This window comes from Rhodococcus koreensis, from assembly GCF_017068375.1.
Lineage (GTDB): Bacteria > Actinomycetota > Actinomycetes > Mycobacteriales > Mycobacteriaceae > Rhodococcus_F > Rhodococcus_F koreensis.
This window is the reverse complement of the sequence record NZ_CP070609.1, coordinates 50072-72474: the sequence shown is the minus strand read 5'-3', so window position 1 is coordinate 72474 and position 22403 is coordinate 50072. Positions and strand designations below refer to the sequence as shown.

Annotated in this window: 22 protein-coding genes; 10 read left to right on the top strand and 12 right to left on the bottom strand. The window is 65.9% G+C overall.

All coding sequences use genetic code 11. From position 1 onward, the window contains the following. Positions 1–73 precede the first annotated feature (73 nt). The 7 genes from JWS14_RS00315 to JWS14_RS51110 all read left to right on the top strand — a co-directional run bounded on the left by JWS14_RS00315 (position 74) and on the right by JWS14_RS51110 (position 6084). Positions 74–1246 carry an acyl-CoA dehydrogenase family protein gene (locus JWS14_RS00315; RefSeq protein ID WP_206012221.1) on the top strand — a complete coding sequence of 391 codons (1173 nt, stop codon included), beginning with the start codon at positions 74–76 and terminating at the stop codon, positions 1244–1246. Between the two features lie 39 nt (positions 1247–1285). Beyond that, positions 1286–1687, top strand: a complete 402-nt coding sequence (locus JWS14_RS00310) for a cupin domain-containing protein (RefSeq protein ID WP_005250650.1) — start codon at positions 1286–1288, stop codon at positions 1685–1687. A gap of 28 nt (positions 1688–1715) precedes the next feature. Further along, positions 1716–2819: an NADH:flavin oxidoreductase/NADH oxidase gene (locus JWS14_RS00305; protein ID WP_206012220.1), complete on the top strand. Its 1104-nt coding sequence runs from the start codon at positions 1716–1718 to the stop codon at positions 2817–2819. A gap of 185 nt (positions 2820–3004) precedes the next feature. Beyond that, positions 3005–4468, top strand: coding sequence for an aldehyde dehydrogenase family protein (locus JWS14_RS00300; RefSeq protein WP_206012219.1), 1464 nt, complete (start codon positions 3005–3007; stop codon positions 4466–4468). 334 nt (positions 4469–4802) lie between these two features. After that, positions 4803–5183 carry an MFS transporter gene (locus tag JWS14_RS51120; RefSeq protein WP_259375707.1) on the top strand — a complete coding sequence of 127 codons (381 nt, stop codon included), beginning with the start codon at positions 4803–4805 and terminating at the stop codon, positions 5181–5183. Then, the gene (locus JWS14_RS51115; protein ID WP_259375706.1) at positions 5141–5641 is read left to right on the top strand and encodes an MFS transporter; all 501 of its coding nucleotides are present in this window, start codon (positions 5141–5143) and stop codon (positions 5639–5641) included. The genes JWS14_RS51120 and JWS14_RS51115 overlap by 43 nt, the downstream gene beginning before the upstream one ends. Beyond that, entirely contained in the window at positions 5638–6084 is a 447-nt protein-coding gene (locus JWS14_RS51110) for an MFS transporter (RefSeq protein ID WP_259375705.1), read from the top strand. The genes JWS14_RS51115 and JWS14_RS51110 overlap by 4 nt, the downstream gene beginning before the upstream one ends. Positions 6085–6347: 263 nt before the next feature. On the opposite strand, the gene JWS14_RS00290 is transcribed toward JWS14_RS51110, so the two are convergent. The 11 genes from JWS14_RS00290 to JWS14_RS00240 form a co-directional block, all read right to left on the bottom strand. Continuing rightward, entirely contained in the window at positions 6348–7130 is a 783-nt protein-coding gene (locus JWS14_RS00290; protein WP_206012218.1) for an SDR family NAD(P)-dependent oxidoreductase, read from the bottom strand. 654 nt (positions 7131–7784) lie between these two features. Further along, entirely contained in the window at positions 7785–8297 is a 513-nt protein-coding gene (locus JWS14_RS00285) for a nuclear transport factor 2 family protein (protein ID WP_206012217.1), read from the bottom strand. A gap of 42 nt (positions 8298–8339) precedes the next feature. Beyond that, positions 8340–9200 (bottom strand): LLM class F420-dependent oxidoreductase, encoded by an 861-nt coding sequence (locus JWS14_RS00280; protein ID WP_206012216.1) that lies wholly within the window; start codon positions 9198–9200, stop codon positions 8340–8342. A 47-nt stretch (positions 9201–9247) separates the two neighbouring features. Then, the gene (locus JWS14_RS00275; protein WP_095865991.1) at positions 9248–9601 is read right to left on the bottom strand and encodes an EthD family reductase; all 354 of its coding nucleotides are present in this window, start codon (positions 9599–9601) and stop codon (positions 9248–9250) included. A gap of 44 nt (positions 9602–9645) precedes the next feature. Beyond that, entirely contained in the window at positions 9646–10497 is an 852-nt protein-coding gene (locus JWS14_RS00270; protein WP_206012215.1) for a mycofactocin-coupled SDR family oxidoreductase, read from the bottom strand. Further along, positions 10494–11510, bottom strand: a complete 1017-nt coding sequence (locus JWS14_RS00265) for an ABC transporter permease (protein ID WP_206015876.1) — start codon at positions 11508–11510, stop codon at positions 10494–10496. The genes JWS14_RS00270 and JWS14_RS00265 overlap by 4 nt, the downstream gene beginning before the upstream one ends. 13 nt (positions 11511–11523) lie before the next feature. Continuing rightward, complete coding sequence (locus JWS14_RS00260) at positions 11524–14064, bottom strand: ATP-binding cassette domain-containing protein (RefSeq protein ID WP_206015875.1); 2541 nt, start codon at positions 14062–14064, stop codon at positions 11524–11526. 63 nt (positions 14065–14127) lie between these two features. Then, a complete protein-coding gene (locus tag JWS14_RS00255; protein ID WP_206012214.1) occupies positions 14128–15252 on the bottom strand; it encodes a substrate-binding domain-containing protein in 1125 nt (374 codons plus the stop codon). A 394-nt stretch (positions 15253–15646) separates the two neighbouring features. Then, entirely contained in the window at positions 15647–16483 is an 837-nt protein-coding gene (locus JWS14_RS00250; RefSeq protein WP_206012213.1) for a fumarylacetoacetate hydrolase family protein, read from the bottom strand. Further along, complete coding sequence (locus JWS14_RS00245; protein ID WP_005250675.1) at positions 16480–16947, bottom strand: MaoC family dehydratase; 468 nt, start codon at positions 16945–16947, stop codon at positions 16480–16482. Before JWS14_RS00245 ends, JWS14_RS00250 begins: the two co-directional genes overlap by 4 nt. A gap of 27 nt (positions 16948–16974) precedes the next feature. Further along, positions 16975–17865, bottom strand: a complete 891-nt coding sequence (locus JWS14_RS00240) for an HpcH/HpaI aldolase/citrate lyase family protein (protein ID WP_206012212.1) — start codon at positions 17863–17865, stop codon at positions 16975–16977. A gap of 282 nt (positions 17866–18147) precedes the next feature. Between JWS14_RS00240 and JWS14_RS00235 the strand changes: the two genes are divergently transcribed. Further along, a complete protein-coding gene (locus tag JWS14_RS00235; RefSeq protein WP_206012211.1) occupies positions 18148–18645 on the top strand; it encodes a MaoC/PaaZ C-terminal domain-containing protein in 498 nt (165 codons plus the stop codon). 104 nt (positions 18646–18749) lie between these two features. Continuing rightward, the gene (locus JWS14_RS00230) at positions 18750–19196 is read left to right on the top strand and encodes a cupin domain-containing protein (RefSeq protein ID WP_206012210.1); all 447 of its coding nucleotides are present in this window, start codon (positions 18750–18752) and stop codon (positions 19194–19196) included. Positions 19197–19363: 167 nt separating this feature from the next. Here the strand turns inward: JWS14_RS00230 and JWS14_RS51395 are convergent, their stop codons facing one another. Beyond that, on the bottom strand, positions 19364–19747 hold the full coding sequence (locus JWS14_RS51395) for a helix-turn-helix domain-containing protein (RefSeq protein WP_275957891.1): 384 nt from the start codon (positions 19745–19747) through the stop codon (positions 19364–19366). A 203-nt stretch (positions 19748–19950) separates the two neighbouring features. Here JWS14_RS51395 and JWS14_RS00220 point away from each other — a divergent pair, with 203 nt between their 5' ends. Continuing rightward, positions 19951–22284: an ATP-binding protein gene (locus JWS14_RS00220; protein WP_206012208.1), complete on the top strand. Its 2334-nt coding sequence runs from the start codon at positions 19951–19953 to the stop codon at positions 22282–22284. The last annotated feature ends 119 nt before the right edge of the window (positions 22285–22403 follow it).

Here is a 22403-nt window from a genome sequence, read left to right as displayed (position 1 = left end):
GACCAGGTCACAGCACGGCGACCACACCCTTTGCGTCCCGAAGGGCGCGGCCACCCCGAGTCGGAGGAGTCCCATGATTGGAAGCGGCACCCTGCCGGACACCACGGAGCAAGCGGACCTGCGCGAGATGGTGCGCGAGATCATCGAACGATTTGCACCCCCGCAGCGGGTCAGGGAACTCGATGACGCCAACGCGTTCGACCTCGAGCTGTACCGCGCTCTCGGGGAAGCCGGGCTGATCGGACTCGACGCCCAGGCCGACGGCACCACCGGCGCCGACCCCCGACATCAGATCATCGTCCTCGAAGAGCTCGCCGCCGGCCCGACCTCGATGGCGGTGTGCCTGGTCGTGCAGTACATGGGCGTCGGACTGCTCACCGAGTACGGCAGCGACCAGCAGCGCAGCACCGTCCTGGCCCCGCTCCTCGACGGCCGCGAGCGGGTGGCCTTCGCACTGACCGAACCCGACGGCGGCACCGACGTCGCTCGCGTCATGCGCACCCGGGCGAAGCAGTCCGGCGACGGCCGGTGGGTACTCAACGGCGCCAAGACCTGGATCTCCGGCCCGCAGCACGCGAAGAATCTCATCGTCCTGGCCCGGACCTCGGCGCCGGAGTCTTCGCCGATCGACGGCATCACCATGTTCTTGGTCCCCACCGACACTCCCGGCATCACCGTGCGGGAACTCGACACCTTCGCCATCCACAGCCTCGACACCTGCGAGGTCACCTTCGACAACGTCGAGGTGGACGCCACCGCCGTGCTCGGGCACGTCGACCAAGGGTTCCGGCAGGTGCTGGGCACTCTCAACGGTGAACGACTCAATGCCGCCGCCGCCGCACTCGGGATCGCCCGAGGGGCTCTGGAAGCGGCCGTCGACTACGGCCGGCAGCGTCAGGTGTTCGGGCGTCCGGTCGGCAGTTTCCAGGCCGGTCAGCACCGCCTCGTCGACGGTGCCATCGCGATCGAGTCGGCCCGGGCCCTGATGCTGCAGGCCGCCGAGGCCACCGCCACCGGGAAACGCGCCGACATTCTCAGCGCCATGGCCAAGGTCGCCGCCTCCGATGCCGCGGTCGCCGTCACCGACGCCGGCATGCGACTGATGGGCGGCTCCGGGTTCAGCAAGGAGTACCCGATGGAGCGGTTGTTCCGCGATGCCCGCCTCTACACCTTCGCCCCACTGACCAACGAAATGCTCCGCAACCACATCGGTGAGAAGTACCTGGGATTGCCGCGGTCGTTCTGACTCACGCACCCGCACACCACAACACAGAAGGACACCATCATGCCCGCGATCACCCCCTTCGCCGACGAACTCAACGCACTTCCGCCGCTGGCCTCGCGCTACGTCGACGTCGACGCCCTGCCCTGGCGCCCCTCCGGGTACGAGGGCATCGATATCAAGGTGCTGCTCAAGGATGAGGAGAGCGGTCTGCTCACCGCCCTGTTCCGCTGGCAGCCCGGATCGGTCCTGCCGCTGCACGAGCACGTCCGGATCGAGCAGACCTGGGTGCTCGAAGGCAGCATCGTCGACGAGGAAGGCGAGACCACCGTCGGGAACTTCTCATGGCGCCCGCAGGGCAACCAGCACCGCGCCTCGGCGCCGAACGGGGCCCTCGTGCTGTGTTTCTTCCTGACCCCCAACAAGTTCCTCGAGGGGCCGAACGCCGGCTCCACGCTGGAATAGCCGCACCACCCGAGCTGAGGAGTTCGTGTTGTCTCAACCCACCATTCATCGCACGCGGCTGTTCTCGCCGCTGACCCTGCGCGGTGTGACCTTCCGGAACCGCCTCTGGGTGGCGCCGATGTGCCAGTTCTCCGCCGACGACGGCATACCCGACGACTGGCATCTGGTGCACCTCGGCTCGTTCGCCAAGGGGAAGGCCGGCCTGGTCCTCACCGAGGCGACCGGGGTCAGCCCGGAAGGGCGGATCAGCCCCAAGTGCACCGGGCTGTGGAACGACACGCAGCTCGACGCGTTTTCCCGCATCAACCGGTTCGTCACCGAGCACGGATCGATCCCCGGTATCCAACTCGCGCACGCCGGCCGCAAGGCCTCCGCGCAGGTTCCCTGGGAGGGCGACGGGACCGTCCCGATCAGCGAGGGCGGCTGGGAGACGGTCGGTCCGTCGGCGACGGCCTGGGGAGAGCAGGCCGTGCCGCGTGAGATGACCGTGGCCGACATCGCGAAGGTGGTCACCGACTTCGCCGACGCCGCCGCCCGTGCCCTGGCCGCGGGATTCCGGGTCGTCGAGATCCATGCCGCACACGGTTATCTGCTCCACCAGTTCCTGTCCCCGATCACCAACCGGCGCACCGACGACTACGGCGGAGACCCCGACCGCCGCGCCCGGCTGCTGCGGGAGATCATCGCCGCGGTCCGCGCGGTCTGGCCGGAGGAGTTGCCGCTGTTGCTCCGGATCTCCGCCACCGACTGGGCCGAGGACGGCTGGGACGTCGACGACAGCGTCGCGCTGATCCGCGCGCTCGAGGGCTCCGGGATCGACCTCGTCGACGTCTCCAGCGGCGGCCTGACCCCGGAGCAGAAGATCACCGTCGGACCGGGATACCAGGTGCCGTTCGCTCGCCGGATTCGCAACGAAACATCCCTTCCGGTCGCGGCCGTCGGGCTGATCACCGACTCCTCCCAGGCCGAGCAGGTCCTCGTCGACGGAGCCGCCGATGCTGTCTTCGTCGGACGGAACCTGCTGCGCGAGCCGATGTGGCCGCTCAAGGCGGCTAAGGAGCTCGGCGTCGAGGACACGCTCGACTGGCCGACCCCATACCAGTCGGCCCGCTACCGCGGCAACATCCCCTGATCTCCTGGTGGGCGCGATCGTTGACATGGACGGGTGCCCACCCGGTACCGTAAGAAAACAATCGTTCGTATGTGGTAAGCGTGCCGGGTGCAGAGACTTCCGCACGCACCGGGCGGCACCCACGGCCGCATCATCGCCGCCAGCGTTCGTGTGTTCGCCGAGCAGCTCTACCTGAAGGAGAAAAGATGTCCGAGACCAGCCCCAGCCGTCATCAACTGCTGATCGACGGTAAGTGGGTGGATCCGGTCGACGGCGGCACGGTCGACGTCTTCAACCCGTCGACCGGAGAAAAGCTCGCCGAGATCGCCGCAGGCGGCCCGCGCGACGTCGAACTGGCGGTGCAGGCCGCACGCCGTGCATTCGACGACGGCCCGTGGCGGCGGATGCCGGCCGAGGCCCGCGCCCGGATCCTGCACCGCTTCGCGGACCTCATCGAGGCCAACGCGGACGAGATCGCCCTCATCGACACCCAGGACTGCGGAAAGCCCTACGCGTTCATCCGCGACATCGACCTGCCGAACATGGCCGACCTGCTGCGCTACATGGCCGGATGGACCACCAAGCTCGAGGGACGCACCATCCCGCTGTCGCGGCAGAACCCCGGAGACTTCTTCTCCTACACCCGGCGGCAGCCGGTCGGCGTCGTCGCCCAGATCATCCCCTGGAACGGCGCCGCACTCGCCGCGGTCTGGAAGCTCGCCCCGGCGCTGGCCGCCGGATGCACCGTGGTGCTCAAACCCGCCGAACTCGCCTCCCTGGCCCCGCTGCGTCTGGCGGAATTGGCAGTCGAAGCCGGTGTGCCCGACGGAGTAGTCAACGTGATCACCGGAACGGGCGCCGACGCCGGAGCTCCACTGGCCGGTCACCCGCAGGTCGACAAGGTCGCGTTCACCGGCTCGGTCGAGACCGGCAAAAGGATCGTCGTCGCGGCCGCATCGAACCTCAGCAAGCTGACCCTCGAACTCGGCGGCAAATCCCCCAATGTCATCTACGACGACGCCGATCTCGACATCGCCGTCGACGGAGTGCTCGGTGCCGTCCTCTATGCACAGGGTGAGGCCTGCACGGCCGGATCGCGACTGTATGTGCAGCGCAACGTCTACGACGAGGTCCAGACCCGCATCGCCGCCAAGGTGCCGGACATCAAGATCGGCCCCAGTGCCGAGCGCGGCGTCCTGGTCGGACCGATGATCTCCGACCAGCACCGCTCCAAGGTCAAGAACTTCGTCGAGGGCGCGCTCAGTGACGGAGCCGAGATCATCGCCGGTGGTGCCCAGACCCGCGAGCCCGGTTACTACCTCGAGCCGACCGTGCTCGGCGGGGTCGACGACGACATGACCATCGCCCGGGAAGAGATCTTCGGCCCGGTGGTTTCGCTGATGCCATTCGACGACGAAGCCGAGGTATTGCGCCGCGCGAACGACACCACCTACGGTCTGGCGGCCGGAGTGTGGACGAGCAACGTCGGTCGCGCCCACCGCTTCGCCGAGGCGGTCAACGCCGGCGCGGTATGGGTCAACTGCTACAACGTCTTCGACGCCGCGCTGCCGTTCGGCGGATTCAAGCAGTCCGGTTGGGGCAAGGAGATGGGCGGCGAAGCCCTCGACGGCTACCTGCAGAGCAAGGCGGTCACCGTCTCGCTCGCCTGACACCTTTCGAAGCCCTCGCACACGCCCGGCTGGTGCACCAGCCGGGCGTGTGCGTGTTCTGTGGCCGAAGCCGCTTCGACCTCACTACTTGGACGCTGCGGGGTTTGTTCGGCACCGGCTCTCGTTGTGATCGTTGACACGGCAACCGAGACTGAACTAACATACGTACGTTCGTTTCTTGAGTTGTGGTCCCATCTTGCGCCACAGCCTGCACTGTTCCGACTGCAATTGACGGTCGAATCCTCCGCGTGCCGTGTGCACTTCGGTTCACCGCACCCACCCGAAGACGCCTCCTGCCTTGTCGGCGGAGAATCCAGATACCAGGAGCCACGTCATGACAACATCGACGCTCACCGGCGGGCGTGTGACCTACACGCGCGCGCCCCTCTACAGTTGGTGGGTCCTGCTGGTCAGCCTGCTGTGTTTCATGTGCTGCTTCATCGGCCTGAACACGGTCGCCGTGTTCGGCACGGTCATCCAGGACGACTGGGGAATCAACGCCACCCAACTGTCGTTGCTCACCACCGCATCGATGCTCACGTTCTGCGTGGTTCCGGTCTTCGCCGGCAAGTGGGCCGCCCGTATCGGAGTGAAGAAGATCGTCGTCATCGGCCTGCTCTGCAACGCCGTTTCGGCGCTATTGATCCCGGTGGTCGGCGAGTCTACACCGGCATGCTCGTCCTGCGTCTGCTCCTGGGCTGCTGCGGCGGCGTGATGAATGCGTCCCTGGCCAACCACGCATCCTTGTGGTTCCCGAAGAACCGTCGCGGTTTCGCGACCGGCCTGTTGATGGGCTTCCTCGGCGTCGGCTTCTCCATCACCTCGTTCGCCGGACCGCTGCTGACCGACAGCGGCATGTCGTGGGAGATCGCCTCGATGTGGCTGACCGTGGTCCCGAGCGTCGCCTGCGGTGCGTTGTTCGTGCTCACCGTCAAGGACTTCCACAAGGCCCACCCCGGTGTGCCCTCGAGGGACGCCCTCGTTGCCGAACCTGTCGGACTCCGGCGCCCGCACTCGACCCGTTTCGACGCGCTGCCCAAACCGGGATCGCTCGCCGAGGCGCTCCGCAGCTCCCGTGTGTGGTGGTCCTCGCTGTACGGGGCAGGCAGGCGATCACCCTCTACGGGCTTTCCTACGCCCTGCCTTTGTTCCTCGAACAAGACCGCGGCATGACGCTGCTCGAAGCCTCGGCGATCATCGGCGTCACCTTCATGTTCAAACTCGTCGCCGCCCCCATCGGCGGGCTGATGTCGGACCGGCTCTTCCGCGGCGAACGATTCCAGACGAACATGATCGGTGCCGGTCTGGCCGGTGTCATGGTGGTCGCTCTGCCCGGGATTCCCGCGAGCACTCTCGGCATATACCTGTGCATGATGTTCCTGGCAGCCTCGCTGTATGGTGGCACCTACTGGGCGTGGGCGGCGGAACTGTCTCAGCCGCAGGCGAACTACCAGACGAGTGGACTCATCGTCACCGTCAGCAATGTCGGCGCCGTGCTGGCCGCCCCGATGCTGGGACTGATCATCGACACCACCGGCAGCGCCACCTACGCCATGGTCACCATCGGAGCCCTCGGCCTGCTGAGCGTGGAGTGCGCCCGCCGCTCCCGGCTGTAGACCGGCACTCCACCCCTGATCGCCGACCCGCGCGGACGCCTACCAGCCGTAGCGCCATCCTCGTGGGTCGGCTCCCAAACGCTCTCCGGTTCCGGACGGTTCACACCACGGCGGCGCATCGGAGCCGGAGAGCACTCCCGCGCACTCCGCGGGGCCGCGCTCGAAACACCCGAGATGCCCTTCGCACGACGGGGACGAGCACCGGCGACATAAGGGGGCTCGGACCGCGATCCGGTCCGAGCCCCCTTATCGTCGAAGAAGCGTCAGCGGACGGTCCAGCCGCCGTCCGCGACGTAGACCGCGCCGTGCACGAAGCTCGCCTCGTCGCTGACCAGGAACAGCGCGACGTTCGCCAGCTCCTCGGGCTGCGAGTGCCGGCCCGACGGCGCACTACGCAGTGCCTCGACGACCGGAAGATCCTCGTTGCACAAGATGTCCTTGGACATCCCGGTTTCCACCGCACCAGGCGCGATCGCGTTCACCCGCACATTCTGGTGGGCGTAGTCGAACGACATCTGTCGGGTGAACCCAACGACACCATGCTTGGAACTGGTGTACGCGGTACCACCTCCACCGGCGATGAACGCGGCGACCGAGGCGGTGTTGACGATCGACCCGCCGTCAGCGGCAAGCATCGACGGCAACACCGCGCGGGTCACCAGGAACATGCCCTTGAGGTTGACGCCGACGGTGCGGTCCCACAGCGCCTCGTCGGTGTCAAGAATCGGGGCGTAATCGTCGAGCACACCGGCGTTGTTCATCAGCACCGTCACCTCTCCCACAACAGCCGCAGTCTCGGCGGCCGCTGCTGCCACCGCCGACGCGTCGGAGATATCGACCGCTACCCCGTGGGCCCGTCCGCCCTCCTGGCGGATCTCGGTGACCACGGCGTCGATCCCGACCGGATCGAGGTCCCATACGATAACCTCGGCACCCTCGGACGCGAATCGTAGAGCGCTCGCCCGGCCGATACCCGACGCGCCGCCGGTGATCACCGCCGTCCGATCGGCAAGACGAGTCCCGGTCCCGCTGGCAGTTTCGATCACAATTTCCTCCCCAGGGTATGTCTAGGAATTGAATACACAGCCACCTGTCGCACCGGCCGCCCATGCCGCCACGCACCGGATCGGTGCGGCCTCGGCTCTCCTCAGGTGTTCTTCGACCGCGGGTAATGCTCGGCTATCTCCCGCGCATCCTCTCGAGCACAGTCACCGTCGGCCATGATCTGCCAGAGTGCGGCGACGAACTGATCTCTTCTCTCAGTCCGAAGTGCACCAGTAGTTCATCGGCCGGAACGCCGCCGTAGGGCAGCCGTGCCAGCGCCACACGAACCATCGCGTGCGCATCGGGTTTCCTCCGAGGACGCGTCCTCCTACGTTCGCCGTCCCGCTTCTTGCGCCGCAGTCGCTTGTAACGCTCGACCTGAGCGTCGACATCAGTCGACGCTACTCTGCCGAATCGACTGGGCTGCATGGAGATAACTTTCGAATGCGCTGCACTGCGTGATCAGCCGCGACCGCGGCCGACAGCAAAGCGTAAGGCCCGCCGTCGACTGGATGGAAGGAGCGGACCGGTGGATAGGGTGGTGTGCCACATCCGTCGCGGATGTGCTGCGGGGCTACGGAGGTGACTCCGTAGCCCCGCACGGACCGCCCGGCCTCGCTCGGGAGAGCTGGAGCGGCCGAATGGGTGCCGCAGCCTCAGTCGCGGAAGGGCTGCTTGACCCAGCCCTGGTCCCAATTGGATACCTGGTGGGTGCGTCCACGCAGTTCCTGGAAATACCAGGTGCCGTCGCGCTTGACGAACTGATCGGTGTAGTTGATCGTCAGGATGACCGGGTCCTTCTTGGTGGCGTCCTGGCTGTTCTCGATGGTGCACAGGCACAGCAGGTAGAAGTATCCGGTTGCGCTCTGGCCGTCGTCGGCGAGCTCCACACGTGGGGCGATCATGTAGTGCAGAGCCCAGGTGATCTTGTCCGACAACGCCCGGAAGTGCGCCTTGATCTCCTCGTGGCCGGTCATGGATCCACCCTCGCCGTCCACGACCCACCGGCCGTCTTTGACGAACAGGCCGGCGATGCCCTCCGGGTCGTAGCCGTTGTCGCAGAAGCCGGCGTAGCGGTACTTGAGCTGTTCGATTGCGCGGACGTCTTCGAGCCGTGTCAGTCGCTCGGCGAGCTCGGCGACACTCACGTCCGCGGTAGTGGTGTTCATGGGTTCGAGTCCTCCTGTGAGGGTTGAGTTCTGGAAGGTTTGTCAGGAGATCTGTGCGAGGACCTTGGAGACCGTCTCGAGGTTGCGCATGCCCTCGCCCGGGTCATCTGCCGGATCGACCCACAGCACCGCCCGTTCGATCCCCAATTCTCGATAGCTCTCGAGTGCTGCAGGATCCGGCGGCGCCGAGGCCACCGCGATTCCAACCGATTCGGGATCACGACCGGACTCCTCGACGACCCTGCGGAACTCGGACACTGTCTTCGACAGAGTCGGATCCTCCGGTGGGGGCACGACGTACCAGGCGTCGGCCCACTCGGCGGCGTGCCGCATCGTGGTCGGACCGGCGCCGCCGAGGTAGGTGCGTGGACCATTCGGTTGCGCGGGTTTGGGCCACGCCCAGGAGGGGGCGAGGGACGCCCGCTGCCCGTCGTAACTCGCCTCCTCCTGGGTCCACAGGGCCTGCATGACCTTGAGCTTGTCGCGTACGGTCGAATAGCGCTGCTTCCACACGACGCCGTGTGCCTCGGCCTCCTCGACGTTCCACCCCATTCCGACGCCGCAGATGACGCGCCCACCGGAAAGGTGGTCGAGGGTGGCGATCTGCTTGGCTTTGGCGATCGGATCGTGCTGGGCGAGCAGGCAGATGCCGGTCCCGAGCATGATCGTCTGCGTGTGTGCGGCGATCATCGACATCGTGACGATCTGGTCATAGGTGCGCAGGTAGAACCCGGGCAGCTCGGGCCCGCCATAGGGGATCGGGTAGTCGGTTTTCCGGGACACCGGGAAATGCGTGTGTTCGGGCACGAACAGGGACTCGAATCCGTACCCTTCCGCGGCCTGCCCGAACTCGATGGGGTCCGGACCCTGATCGGTGAAGAAGTAAACTACGCCCACATCCATGACGGGCTCCTAACTGAAGTGTCTGCGTGTAAGGGACGCCGACGGATTCAGGCGTCGCCGACGACGACGTGGTCCTCGAGGACCACGACGTAGTGCTTGCCGATGAAGTTCTCGACATCTGCCAGGGCCGCCTGACCGGCCTCGGACGCCCAACCGGCTTCCATCGCCTCGGCGCTCTCGTAGTCGAGAACGGCCAGACCGTCGATCCCGAATCCGTTGTCGGGTTCGGTGGCACCTTCCTGCGGAACGACGTGCCGCTGCACGTAGCGGATCACACCGGGCACCTGCGCGGCGAGCGGGGCGTGCTTTTCCCGCCAGTACTCGTCGAACTGGGCGAACGACATACCCGGCTTGCGTCCGATCAGTGCGATCGTGCGGACCGGTCCACCATTAACTGTCATTTGAGTTTCCTTCTCTGTGGGGGTCTTTGGAGGGAAGTGAGGTGTCAGCCGGGGTACTTTGCGAGCATTCCGGCATCGACGGGAAGCGCGGTGCCGGTCACATACCGTGACTCGTCACTGGCCAGCCACAGGACGGCCTCGGAGATGTCGGCGGAGTCCACCCACGGCACCGGAAGCAGGTTGATCCGCCCGAGAACGTCGATCCCGTCGTCGAGGGTCGGGTTCTCGAGGTCCGGCCGGAAGATCTTCGCCGCCGTCGGGTTGTCGATCATGTCGGTGCGAGCGTTGGTCGGATGCACCGTGTTGACGCGGATGTTGTGCGGCGCCACCTCGTTCGCGACCGAGCCGACCAGTCCGACCAGGGCGTGCTTGGCGGCGCTGTAGTGCGCCACGTGCGGGACTCCGCGGATACCGGCGATGGAACTGATCGCGATGACCGAACCGCCGTGACCACCGGCGATGATGTGCGGCAACGCCGCCTTCATCGTCTGCCAGACACCGGTGAGGTTGATGTCGATCAGGGTGTCCCATTCGGCGCGAGTGAGCTCCCAGGAGGGTTTGGCTGCTCCGAGCACGCCGGCGTTGGCGACGACGATGTCGAGTCGTCCCAGCTCGGCGGCGGCGTCGGCGACCGCGTCGATCATCGACTCGTCGCGGACGTCGGCTTCGATCACCACGGCTCGACGGCCCCGTTCCTCGACCAGGCGCGCGGTCTCCTTCAGGTCGGCATGCTCGGGCATTGCGTAGCTGACCTGGTCGATCGGGCGTACCGAGTCGAGCAGGATGAGGTCCGCGCCTTCGCCCGCGAGGGTGAGGGCGTGCGACCGGCCTTGGCCGCGGGCGGCGCCGGTCACGAACGCCACCTTGCCGTTCAGTCGCTGACCGATGTTCGTCATGAATGTTCCTTTCCGGGAATCAGACGGTGGAGAATGTGGCGCAGGTCCAATTGCTGTGCTCCCACCGCGACGGCGATGACCACGGCCTGGACGAGGAACTGGGTGGAGGACGGTGCGCCGAGGGAGAGCACCAGCTGGGTGAGCTGGCTCAGGAACAGGGCCCCGACGGCCGTGCCGATGATGTTGCCGCGGCCACCGGTGAGGGCGGTGCCGCCGACGACGACCGCCGCGATGGCCGGCAAAAGGTAGCTGGTGCCGGCGTTGGTGTTCGGTGTGCTCACGTACCCGGCCAGCAATACCCCGGCACCGCTGTAGCACAGCGCGGCGGCGACGTATCCGCTGATCTTGATCCGCGCGGTGCGCACGCCCGCGGCGTGGGCGGTGCGCTCGTTCGACCCGACGGCGATCACCCGGCGTCCCCAGGCGGTGCGGCCGGTCGCGAAGACGGTCACGATCATCAGCGCGATCGCGAGCCACACCGTGTTGGAGACACCGATCGTCTTTTCCAGTGCGAAGTCGGACACGCTCTGTGGGGCGCGGGTCGGGGTTCCTCCGGAGTAGGCCAGGGCGGCGCCCATCAGGACGGCGTTGACTGCCAGGGTGGCCACCAGCGGGGTCACCGAGAAGGCCGAGACGACGATGCCGTTGACCAGGCCGACGACGACGGCGATGGCGGCGACGATGAGCAACGCGGTGAGGATGCTGCCGTGGTCCTGGGCGTACTGGCTGCTGACCAGGGCGGCCATCGTCATCATGCCAGGCAGTGACAGGTCGATGCCCTTGAGCATGACGACGATGGTCTGCCCGATCGCGGCGATCGCCAGGATCCCGGCGAAGGGGAGCAGCGAGTCGATCGCGCTGCCGGAGACGCTGCCGGGTGCGATGAGCCAGCTGAAACCGAACAGGGCCACGGTGATCGCGATGACCGAGCTGGTGCCGTTCCAGGTCGGCGTCCAGCGGCGAGAACCGGAGTTCTTCGGTTCGGTGTCCGGGAGTGCTTGTGGTGCGTGCATTGCGCTCACGGCGTCAGCTCCGCTCTGCGAGGGTTCGGGACTTGGAGTAGAAGGCGGCCGCGGCGATGGTCAGACCGCCGAGCAGCCACTGCTGCCAGTACAGCGGCAAGCCGATGAACTGGACGACCGTGTTGATCTGGATCACCAGCACCGCGCCGAGGCAGGCACCGATGAACGAGCCACGCCCACCGAAGATCGAGGCGCCACCGAGTACCGCGGCGCCGATGCTCGCGAGCGTGTAGCTGTCGCCGATGCTGGCATTTCCGGTACCGGCCTGCGCCATCAGCAGCACGGCCGCCGGGACGACGAGCACCGAGCAGCCTACGTACGCGATCAGAGTGATCCGCTTGGTGCGCACACCGATCCGATCTGCGGTTGCATGCGCGGATCCGGTGGCGCGCAGGCGGATACCGAACAGGGTCCGGTACATCGCGAACTCGAGCAGCACCGCGACGACGATCGCCAAGACGATCATGATCGGGATGAATCCGAGCTTGGTGGACGCGTACGACAGGAAGATCGGGTCGATCTTGCCCGCGGGCAACGGTCGCAGCAGGTATGCGATGCCCTGGATCGCGGTATAGGTCACCAGGGTGGCGATCAGGGGGTTGATCTTGACGACCACCGCCAAGGTCCAGTTGACCAGACCGACGACCGCGGCCACGAGTGCGAGCACGATCAGCCCGATGATCATCCCGATCGGCGTCTTGTACGCCGACAGGACGAACGAGCCGACCACTACCAGCAGGCCTGCCAGCGGCCCGACCGACAGGTCGATGCCCCCGACCATCATCACCACCTGCTGGGCCATCGCGAAGAACGCCAAGGTGGCCAGCAGCGGCAAGATCAGCCCGAAATTGCGTGAGGTGAGGTAGAACTCGCTCTGGCTGATCGCCACACCCGCGAGCAGGATGGTCGCGATCGCGAGAATAGCGGCGGGAGTGAGGTCGTTGCGGGCCAGCTTCCGACCGAGGGTGACTTTCCGCAGCGCGGTGCCGACGCGACTGCGACTGCCGGTGGCACTGAGTGCGGCCTGGGCGATGCCGTGCTCGGACAGGTCGTCTCCGACGAGTTCCTTCGCGGCCTTGCCACGGGAGAAGACGATGACCCGATCGCAGAGCTGCTCGAGTTCAGCAGCAGAGGAGGAGAGCACGATGATCGCCGCGCCGCGGGCCGCCGCCTCCCGCAGGATGGTGTAGATCTCCTCGCGGGCACCGATGTCGACACCCTGGGTGGGCTCGTCGGCCAGAATCAGCTTCGACTCGGTCATCAGAACTCGGCTGAGCACGACCTTCTGCTGGTTTCCGCCCGAGAGGGTGGCGATATCGACCTCGGCGGAGGGCGCCTTGACCCGCATCGACGCGAACGTTTCGGACGTGGCCTTGCGCTCGCGCAGGCGCGAGAGCACGCCGAGGCGGGACAAGCGCCCCAGCGACGACAGCGAGGCGTTCTCCCGCAGGCTCAGACCCGGCAGAATGCCCTCGTGGTGCCGGTCGTGCGGAAGGTAGGCGATGCCCCCGGCCAGTGCCGCGGTCGGACTGGACGTCTTGACCGCCCGACCGCCGAGTTCGATGGTGCCGCGCCCGGCGACCAGGCCGCCGAGCGCACGCAGGACCTCGCGCTGTCCCTGCCCCTCGACACCGGCGAACCCGACGATCTCGCCGGCCCGGACCGTCAGGTCCAGGTCGTCGAACCCGTCACCGGAGAATCCGGTGACCTCCAGCAAGGTGTCACCGAGTGCGGTCGTGCGGGTCTCGGCGCGGGTGTGCGCGCGGGTGAGCTCGCGGCCGACGACGAGGTTGACCACGTCCTGCTCGGTTACCTCGGCGCCGTCGAACGTCCCGACCAGCGCGCCGTCGCGCAGCACCGACACGGTGTGGGCGATCTGCTTGACCTCGTTGAGCCGATGCGAGATGTACACGACCGCGCCACCGGCGTCGATCAACTCCGACACCAGGCGGAACAACTCTGCCACCGCGGGCGGCAGCAGATGCTCGGTGGGTTCGTCGAGAACGATGACCTTGGGCTCTTCCGCCAGGGCCTTCGCAATCTCGACGACGAACCGCGCGTCGGGCTGCAACTCGCGCACCGGAGTGCGCGGATCGATCGAGGCCACACTGCTCCACCGCGAGAGGATGCCTTCCGCCCAGCCGACCTGTTCGCCGACCGAAGGGCGGCGGTCTTCGGGCATGCTCAGGCGCATGTTCTCGGCCACCGTCAGATCCGGAAGAAGCGCCGGCTCCTGGTAGACGATGGCGAGCCCCTGCTCCCGGCACCAGGCCGGGGACGGGTCGGTGGCGGCGACGCCACCGATCTCCACCGTCCCCGAATCTGCGGTGATCGAACCGGCCGCAATGCCGACGAGGGTGGACTTCCCAGCCCCGTTCTGGCCGACCAGCGCATGGATCTCGCCGCGCCGGACGGTGAGCGAGACACCCTTGATTGCGTGGACGCCCGGATACTTCTTGTCCACCGAGTCCAGCCGCAGGACGATGTCCTGATCGGCGATCTGGTGGACCGGATCTTCCTGAACCTGTACGTCACTCACGTACATCACATCCTCGACGATGTCTTGCTGAGTCATTGTTCACCACTCCTCGTCCCTCGTGTCCAGCCGTTACTTGAAGACGGCCGAGAGCTGCTCGGGCGAGAGCGCCGAGGACAGGTCGGCGTCCGGCGGCAGGTCCTCGCGGCAGGTCGGGAGCTTGCCGCCCAGGGTGTCGACGAATGTCGGCAGTTCGAAGTTCTCCGGCTCGTTGTCGGGCTGTCCGTTGAGCGCGGCCAATGCCTTGCGGGCGGCGATGCGCACGACGGTCGTGGTGCCGTCGAGGGTCAGCAACTGGAAATCCGGGTTGGCCTGGTGGTGCTGCAACCACATGCAGCCGAGTTCGTTATCGGTCGCCGACGTCGCCAGCGGCGGGATGGGCCGGCCGGCGTTGATGAAGGCGCGCAGTCCGCCCTTCGACGCGACACCGTAATCCGATGCCAGAGCGTCGATCTGGGGGTACTTGGTCAGCGCTCCGGCCATCGCGCGCTGCTCGTATGCCGCGTCCCAGCTCGACGGTTGCGGTTCGTTGGTCAGCGGGGTGAAGGGATCGCCGAGTTCCTTGGAGGTCTCGTTGATGCCGTCCCACAGGGCGACTGTCGAGGGGCTACCACCCGGCAGGCCGCCACTGAAGAGCATCTTGCTGCCCGGCTGGACCTGGCCGCCCAGCCACTTTGCCATCGTGTCACCCTCGACGTCGAAGTTGTACTGGACGTAGCCGTCGTAGTCGACACCGACCTCACCGCCGGGATCGGCGATGTAGGGCACGACGACGACACCGGAGTCGTGCGCGTTCTTCAGGGCGCTGAGCGCCTGGCTGCCGAAGTCGTCGTAGGTGACGATCGCATCGAAGCCCTGTGCGGTGTACGAGTTGATCGCGGTGATGTACTTCTGCAGGTCGTTGTCGGCCTGGGTGTATTCGAGGGTCACGTTCGGGCACGCGGAGAGCTCGTCGGTGAGTTCGGCCTGCGTGATCTTGCGCCAGGAGTTGGCGCCGAAGCCAGCGACGTGGGCGATCTTCAGCGGGCGATCGCCGCAGAGTTGTTCGACAGGCAGGGCCTGGCCGCCGTCGCTCGTCGAACCCCCGGAGGTACCGCTCGATTCGGCCGGGGCGCTGGCGGTGCACGCGGCAACGCTCAGGACTGCGCTGAAAGCAACTCCGGCAAGGGCCGCGCGACGACAAGACAGAGCTTTCATGGATTTTCCTTCTCGATACCAGACACGGACGAACGTTTGCTCGTTTCTTTATATTGTGGCGTAGAGCACATCATTCGTCAACGGGTGATCTACGGCATGCCGCTACCAGGGGAAATTGGCTACTTCGTAGCCGTCACACGTCAATGGGACTGTGCCCGCGCCCGGCCCACCCCATCGTCGACTCACCAACCCTGTTGCGTCGGTGAGTAACCGCTCGTGCGCCGTGCGGCCGTGGAATTCGCTGTCCGTGCGAACACCCGAAACCAACGTGCGCGATCTTGCAGCAGGGATCAAAGGACGCGCGGGGAGCACGGCCACTAGCCCTCACCGGTCCGTGAGGGACTGGGAGGGCTAGTGGCCGTGTCGTATTCGATTGTGGAGTGCCGAGTGGCTGTCAGCCGATCGCGACCGGAGCGGCAACGCGCACAGTGTTGTGCAGTGTGCCCAGGCCGGTGATCTCCGTGGTGAGCGCCTGGCCGTCGGACAGATGTGTTCCGGTCGGGTGGCCGACCCCGCCGGGGGTACCGGTCAAGAGCACGTCCCCGGCCTGCAGGGTGACGATGTGGGAGATGTACTCGATCAATCGGGCGGGGGTGAACACCAGGTCGCCGGTCGAGTCCGACTGGACGGTGGCGCCGTCGACGTGGGTGGTCAGTGGGGCGCCGAGTGAAAACTCGTCCGGGGTCACCAGCGTCGGACCGAGCGGGCAGGTTCCTTCGAAGGTCTTGCCCTGCAGCCACTGCGGCGTTCGATACTGGTAGTCGCGCATGGTGACATCGTTAGCGACCGCGAAGCCGGCGATGTACTCGCCGGCGTCGTCGGCCAGTACCGTTCTCGCCGTCTTGCCGATGACTACGGCGAGCTCCCCTTCCCAGTCGACCTGTTGATCGGCGTAGGCCGGGACGTGGATGTCGTCGTAGGCGCCGATGAGTGCTTCGGGAAACTTGGCGAACAAGGTCGGGTAGCGGGGGAGTTCGCGTCCCATCTCCTCGATGTGATTCGCATAGTTCAGGCCCACGCACACGATCTTCGTCGGGTGCGGAACCACGGGCGCGTACTCCACGGCACCGAGGTCGACGACCTGCCCGGCTGCCTCGGTGGCGATGCGCTGCCAGTGCGGGTCGCGCAGCAGATCCGAGAGGCTGGGATAGGGCTCGATCAGCACCGCAGTCTCGCCGTCGATCCGTGCGGCGGAGGTCGATCCGTTCAGGCGCAGCGTGGCCAGCCTCATGAGACAGCGACCTCGGCGGGCTTCTTGAGCATCAGGCCGGACCGCTGCACGCGGCAAACCAACTTGTCCTTCTGGTTGAAGCCGCGATGCTCGAACCGGACGATGCCGGTGTCGGGGCGCGACTTCGACTCACGTCGAGACAGGATCTGGGTCTCGACCCGAAGGGTGTCACCGATCAGCACCGGTGCCGGGAAGGCGATCTCCTCGAATCCGAGATTGCCCAGGGTGGTTCCGAGGGTGGTTTCCTGCACCGGGATGCCGACCACGACGCCGAGGGTGAAGACGCTATTGACGATACGCTCGCCGTACATGCTGTTCTTGGCGAACTCGGCGTCGAGATGCAGGGGCTGGACGTTCAAGGTGAGCGTCGTGAACAGCAGATTGTCGGTCTCGGTGACAGTTCGGGTCACCGCGTGCTTGATGACGAGCTCGGGCTCGAGTTCTTCGAAGTACAGTCCACTCATTGTCGGTTCCTTACGAGGTTGTTGCGGTTAATGCGAACTGATGGATTCGGCGAGGGCGACCACGCCGCGGGCGGTCTTGACGTGCGCGATATCAACGTGTTCGCCCTCGAAGAGGGCGGCGGCCTGGCCCTTCGCCTGGGCCTGTTCGAAAGCCTCGATCATGCGCCGGAAGCGGTCGACGACCTTCGGGTCCGGGGCGTAGACGTCGTTGACTGTCTCGATGTGCGAGGGGTGGATGAGGACCTGGCCGGTAAAGCCGAGCCGACGGTTGCCCTCGGCGAATCGGCGCAAACCGTCCAGATCGGCGATCTCCTGCCACAGCCCCACGATGGGGTGGGCCAATCCGGCGGCACGGCAGGCGAGCACCGCCTTGCTGCGGTAATGCAGGGTCTCGAGGCCATCAGCGGTCCACTCGAAACCGACCTCGCGCGAGACGTCGGCATCGCGGGCGGCGGCCACCATCAGCGACGCGACCCGCGGATGCGCGGCGGCGATCGCCTCGCAGTTCACCAGCGACTTCGCGGTCTCGAGGGTGGGGATCACCTCGACGCTGCCACGGATCAGGGCGGCCTCGATCTCGAAGTGCTCGAGCAATGCCGCGAAGTCGAGGACCTCACGGGCTCCGTACACCTTCGGCAACAGCAACCCGTCGAGTCCCGCGCGCACCACGGCCGCGAGATCTCGGCCGAAATGGTCCGTGTCGAGTGGGTTCGGGCGCACCAGCACCGTCACCTCGGGGTGCTCGCGTCGCAGGGTGTCGATCGTCTCGGCTGCCAGCGCACGGGCATCGGCTTTGCTCGGCTCGGGAACCGAATCCTCGAGATCGAGGATCACGGCGTCGGCGCCGGCCCGCACTGCCTTCTGCGCCCAGCCCTCACGATGAGCTGGCACGAACTGGAGGGAACGTAGGGGTCGCATTACTTCCTCACTCGATAGGGCACCGCCGGTGCGGGGACGTCACTGATTCCCCGCACGGTCCCGGGTGATACCGCCGATCGCCGGACCGGCCATCCGGAGAAAGCCGCGCCCACCGCGAAGGAGGCGCGGGACCTTGTGGTGTGCGGCATCTCGTCACATCCAGGCATCGTGGTGCAGGCTTTGACCAAATGATTGACCAGCGGGTTGGCGGCCCGTACTGTTAAACGAACAATCGCTTGTACGTTAACACGGCCGGCGGCGCCGGCGCTATGAGGAGTTTCGATGACAATCAACGACGTCAGCACTGCCGCCCGAGTGATCGGGCAGCCTGATCGCTGGTGGGAGGACCTCGACCTGGGGGACGTGCTCCGTGGCCCCGGTATGACTGTCACCGATGCGCACCTGGTGCAGTGGGCGGGGCTGACCTGCGACATCGTCTCGCTGCACCTCGACGAGGAGTATGCAGCCGGCACCCAGTTCGGGCAGCGGATCGCGCACGGGCCGTTCACGCTCTCGCTCGCCTTGGGGCTGACAACCCAGACCGGCTACTTCAACAACGTCGTCGCCTGGCTCGGCCTCGACGAGGTGCGCGCTGTGCGCCCGGTGCTCATCGGCGACACCCTGCATCCCGAAGCTGAGCTCATTGCCGCCCGCCCGACGAAGAAGCCTGACCAGGGCATCTGGTCCTTCGCCTACAGCGCTCTCAATCAGCGAGGCGAAGCCGTGATGACCTTCCGGAGCAGCTTCATCATCGGCCGACGCCCCGAACCGCTTCACTGACGCATGCAGCTCTCGGATTGCGATCGTCGCGCACTCTTGTGTGATCAAGGCGTGCACTCGTACGCTAATCACAAGCAAACGTTTGTTCGTGAAAGGAATCGAGCATGGCTGAGCACGACAAGCCGGTAGTCACTCGTAAGGGAGAGGAAGCGCAGAACACGGGCCAGTCCGGTGGCGCCGTGCGTGTCTCCGGGGTCAGTATCCAGCACACGCCGGCGACGAAGATCTGGTTCGGGAAGGTCTTCAACGAGCCCGGATATCGGTCACTGCCACATCATCACGGTGAGGCCGAAACCGGCGGGTACGTTCTCACCGGCAAGGCGCGAATCTATTTCGGCGAGAACTTCAGTGAGTACATCGACATGTCCGAAGGGGACTTCGTCTTCGTCCCACCGTTCATGCCGCACGTCGAAGCCAACATGAGCACCACCGAGGAACTCATCTGGCTCACCACCCGCACGCCCGAGAACATCGTCGTCAATCTGCCCGAGGTCGACGACAGCACCCTCGCCGGATACGTCCGTGTCGGCATCCACGCCGAGGCGCACTGACTTTCCCGCCACCGCTTCATCCGCGGGCAATTCCTTCGCTGCGGCTCAATATCTCCACCCACGGAAATCCTCCGGCCGAGTCACGGCCGGAGGACTTCGGTGCGTCGGGCCGCGAAACGCATATCGACTGTGCGATGTACCGAGGCGGGCGAACCGGGGGAGAGGCGTCAGCGCGCGCGGATGCCGGTTGTCATCTTCGCCACCGCTGCGGTGCGATTGTTCACCGACATTTTGCGCAGAATATTGCTGACGTGAAACCGGACCGTGTTTGTCGAAATATGCAGGGCGCGACCGATTTCGACGTTCGACGCACCATCGGCGATCATTTCCAGTATCTCGTGCTCGCGACCAGTCAACGACTCGTCGTGACCGGAACGGCGCGCGATATCGGCGCGGACCGGGAGACCGGTGTGAACACACGAATCGGCGTGGACGCCGGAGAGTAGGACCCCCTCCAACGCCGCTGCGGCACGAAGGCGTGCCGCCCGGTCGGCCACGTGCTGAGAATGAAGCAAGTCGAGGATTCGGTTCAGTTCGGCGTACATCGTCATCGATTCCACAACCTCCGGGTCCAACCGAGCCATGGACGCTCCGACACGGAATTCGAGGCCTGGCGAAGCGCGGCCTGAAAAGGTTGTTCGACAAGAGGATCCTTGCCATGTGCCATGGAGAAACGTAAGCTCAAAAAAACAAACACTCGTAAGTTTAGATGGGTGTCGGGTCTCGAATCAACTCCACTGAAAGAAGCGGTTCCATGTCGCTTGCCATTGGGGATCGAACAGCACATCTCCCGCTCGAGCTGACCAGCTTTGTCGGGAGGCGCGCCGAACTCGCGGAGGCCAAACGTCTCCTCGGTGCACACCGATTGGTCACCGTGACCGGAATAGGGGGAGTCGGGAAAACACGTCTGGCGTTGCGCGTGGCGGCAGACATCGCGCACACGTTCACAGGCGGTGTCCGGCTCATCGAACTCGGCGAAATACACAGCGCCGGGAAACTGACCGCCACCATCGCCGAGTCACTGGCACCCCGGATCGCAACTCCCTCGCTCGACGATCTGATTGAACTCCTGGCGACACAACGCCCACTGCTCGTGTTCGACAACTGCGAACACCTGGTCGACGACGTTGCGGTAGCGGTCGGCAAACTGCTTCGGGTCTGCCCGGATCTACGCATTCTGGCGACCAGTCGGGAATGCCTGGGCATCGGCGGCGAAGCCACACTGGCGCTGCGACCGTTGGCGACCCCCGACTGCCACCTCCGGAGTTCGCTGAGCGGACTCCCCAGCTACGATGCGATCGCCCTGTTCGCCGACCGGGCCAGCGCCGCCGTGCCCGGCTTCGGGATCACCGAGGACAATCAGTTCGCCGTCGTGAAGATCTGCCAGCGGCTCGAGGGACTTCCGCTTCCCATCGAGCTGGCCGCCAGGCGGCTGCGGGCCCTGTCCACACAGCAGATCCTCGAACACCTAGACGATCTGTGCCGCTTCCTCACCCTCGGCAGCCGTGGAGCGCCCGCGCGCCAGCAGAGCCTGCGCTCGAGCCTGGACTGGAGTTACGACCTGTGCTCCGCGGCTGAGCGATGCCTGTGGGAGGTGCTGTCGATATTCGAGCGCGGATTCGAGCTCGACGCCGCCGAAGTAGCATGCGCCGGTTACGCTACCGCGGACGAGCTACTCGACGTGGTTACCTCGCTGATCAATAAGTCGATCATCATCGCCGAAGAGACTCGCGGTCTGGTGCGGTATCGCATGCTCGCGACGGTGCGCGACTACGGCCTCGACAAGCTACGGGCAACCGACCGCCACACTCCCGTCCTACACAGGTATCGAGACTGGTTCGTCAAACTCGCCCTCCACGCGGACGCCTGTTGGCTCGGCCCTCGGCAGATCGACCTCATCGATCGCCTCGACCGAGAACGGGCCAACCTCTATGCCGTGATGTCGGCCTGCCTCGACGACCCGCGCGACGCGCCGTGTGGACTTCGCATGGGTATCGCGCTCCGGCGATTATGGATGAACCGCGGTCTTCTGGACGAGGGTCGGCACTGGCTGAGTCAAGGCCGGGCCCAACAAATCTCGAGCTCTTCCACCGCACACGTTGCTGCGCTGTGCGCCGAAAGCACACTGGCCGGCCTCCAGGGAAGACCTCACGAGGCCTTCGATCTGCTCGCCGCAGCGCGCCGATCCGCGACCCTGAGCGCGGATCCGGGCGCCGGGCAACTCGTTCTACCTGCGGAAGCCGAGGTGTCGCTCGCGACTGACGATGCCACGACCGCGGCCGCGCTCTTTGAAATCACGCTCGAGGCGATTGGTGAGTCCGGGGATGCCACCGCACGCTTGGAAGCACTGACCGGACTCGGTCGCGCTCTCGGTCGCAACGGCGACTACGAGAATGCAGCCACCTGCTTCGACGAAGCCCTCGCAATCTCCGACGCACACGGTGAATCGGTGAACCGGGCCGTTGCCCACACGGCCCTCGCTGCTATCTCCGAGACTGATGCACCCACACGGACAGCCCATCACCTCGAACTTGCGCTACATCTGACGCGACAGCTGCGAAACCCTATCCTTGCAGCCGATCTCCTCCGTATCGCCGCAGTCCTCGCCTCTGACTGCCACACCGAACGCGCCGCTGTGTTGTTCGAAGCAGCAGAAGCCTGGCAACACCGTGTCGGCCGAACTAACACCCGCGCAACCGAGGATCCCGGCGATGCCCGCGCACGGATCACGCTGAGGCTCGGCGAGCGGGAGTACTCCCAAGCGCAGCAGCGAGGGCGTCGCTTCAGTCTCGACCAGGCCGTGGCGTATGCACTCGGTGAACCACCCGACCGAGATGAGCGCTGCACCCGCTCCGTTGACGTATTGACCCCACGTGAGTGGCAGGTCGCCCAGCTGATCAGGCAGGGGTTGACCAACAAGGCGATCGCCGAGACGCTGGTCATCTCGCAGCGCACAGCTCAAGGCCACGTCGAGCGGATACTCAACAAGCTCGGATTCACCTCCCGCGTCCACGTTGCCGCCTGGCTGACAGAGCGAGACGCCGTCGAAGCCGGCACCGCCTTGGAAGTCGGCCGACGCGGACGGTGACCCAACCAGGTGGCGCAAACGGCGCAGCGTCGTGCCGTGGCTGAAGGGCTTGTGCAGTCGTTGAATCGCGCACACCGACAGGCAAATCGAACGCGCCTTCTCCAGCAACGCTGATCGGC

Coding starts and splice junctions, on each gene's coding strand:
- JWS14_RS00280 (WP_206012216.1), bottom strand. CDS start 9,200: ATGGATGTGGGCGTAGTTTACTTCTTCACCGATCAGGGTCCGGACCCC.
- JWS14_RS00260 (WP_206015875.1), bottom strand. CDS start 14,064: ATGTACGTGAGTGACGTACAGGTTCAGGAAGATCCGGTCCACCAGATC.
- JWS14_RS00275 (WP_095865991.1), bottom strand. CDS start 9,601: ATGACAGTTAATGGTGGACCGGTCCGCACGATCGCACTGATCGGACGC.
- JWS14_RS00285 (WP_206012217.1), bottom strand. CDS start 8,297: ATGAACACCACTACCGCGGACGTGAGTGTCGCCGAGCTCGCCGAGCGA.
- JWS14_RS51115 (WP_259375706.1), top strand. CDS start 5,141: ATGCTCGTCCTGCGTCTGCTCCTGGGCTGCTGCGGCGGCGTGATGAAT.
- JWS14_RS00315 (WP_206012221.1), top strand. CDS start 74: ATGATTGGAAGCGGCACCCTGCCGGACACCACGGAGCAAGCGGACCTG.
- JWS14_RS00310 (WP_005250650.1), top strand. CDS start 1,286: ATGCCCGCGATCACCCCCTTCGCCGACGAACTCAACGCACTTCCGCCG.
- JWS14_RS00220 (WP_206012208.1), top strand. CDS start 19,951: ATGTCGCTTGCCATTGGGGATCGAACAGCACATCTCCCGCTCGAGCTG.
- JWS14_RS51110 (WP_259375705.1), top strand. CDS start 5,638: ATGACGCTGCTCGAAGCCTCGGCGATCATCGGCGTCACCTTCATGTTC.
- JWS14_RS00245 (WP_005250675.1), bottom strand. CDS start 16,947: ATGAGTGGACTGTACTTCGAAGAACTCGAGCCCGAGCTCGTCATCAAG.
- JWS14_RS00250 (WP_206012213.1), bottom strand. CDS start 16,483: ATGAGGCTGGCCACGCTGCGCCTGAACGGATCGACCTCCGCCGCACGG.
- JWS14_RS00255 (WP_206012214.1), bottom strand. CDS start 15,252: ATGAAAGCTCTGTCTTGTCGTCGCGCGGCCCTTGCCGGAGTTGCTTTC.
- JWS14_RS51395 (WP_275957891.1), bottom strand. CDS start 19,747: ATGACGATGTACGCCGAACTGAACCGAATCCTCGACTTGCTTCATTCT.
- JWS14_RS51120 (WP_259375707.1), top strand. CDS start 4,803: ATGACAACATCGACGCTCACCGGCGGGCGTGTGACCTACACGCGCGCG.
- JWS14_RS00235 (WP_206012211.1), top strand. CDS start 18,148: ATGACAATCAACGACGTCAGCACTGCCGCCCGAGTGATCGGGCAGCCT.
- JWS14_RS00240 (WP_206012212.1), bottom strand. CDS start 17,865: ATGCGACCCCTACGTTCCCTCCAGTTCGTGCCAGCTCATCGTGAGGGC.
- JWS14_RS00230 (WP_206012210.1), top strand. CDS start 18,750: ATGGCTGAGCACGACAAGCCGGTAGTCACTCGTAAGGGAGAGGAAGCG.
- JWS14_RS00300 (WP_206012219.1), top strand. CDS start 3,005: ATGTCCGAGACCAGCCCCAGCCGTCATCAACTGCTGATCGACGGTAAG.
- JWS14_RS00270 (WP_206012215.1), bottom strand. CDS start 10,497: ATGACGAACATCGGTCAGCGACTGAACGGCAAGGTGGCGTTCGTGACC.
- JWS14_RS00265 (WP_206015876.1), bottom strand. CDS start 11,510: ATGCACGCACCACAAGCACTCCCGGACACCGAACCGAAGAACTCCGGT.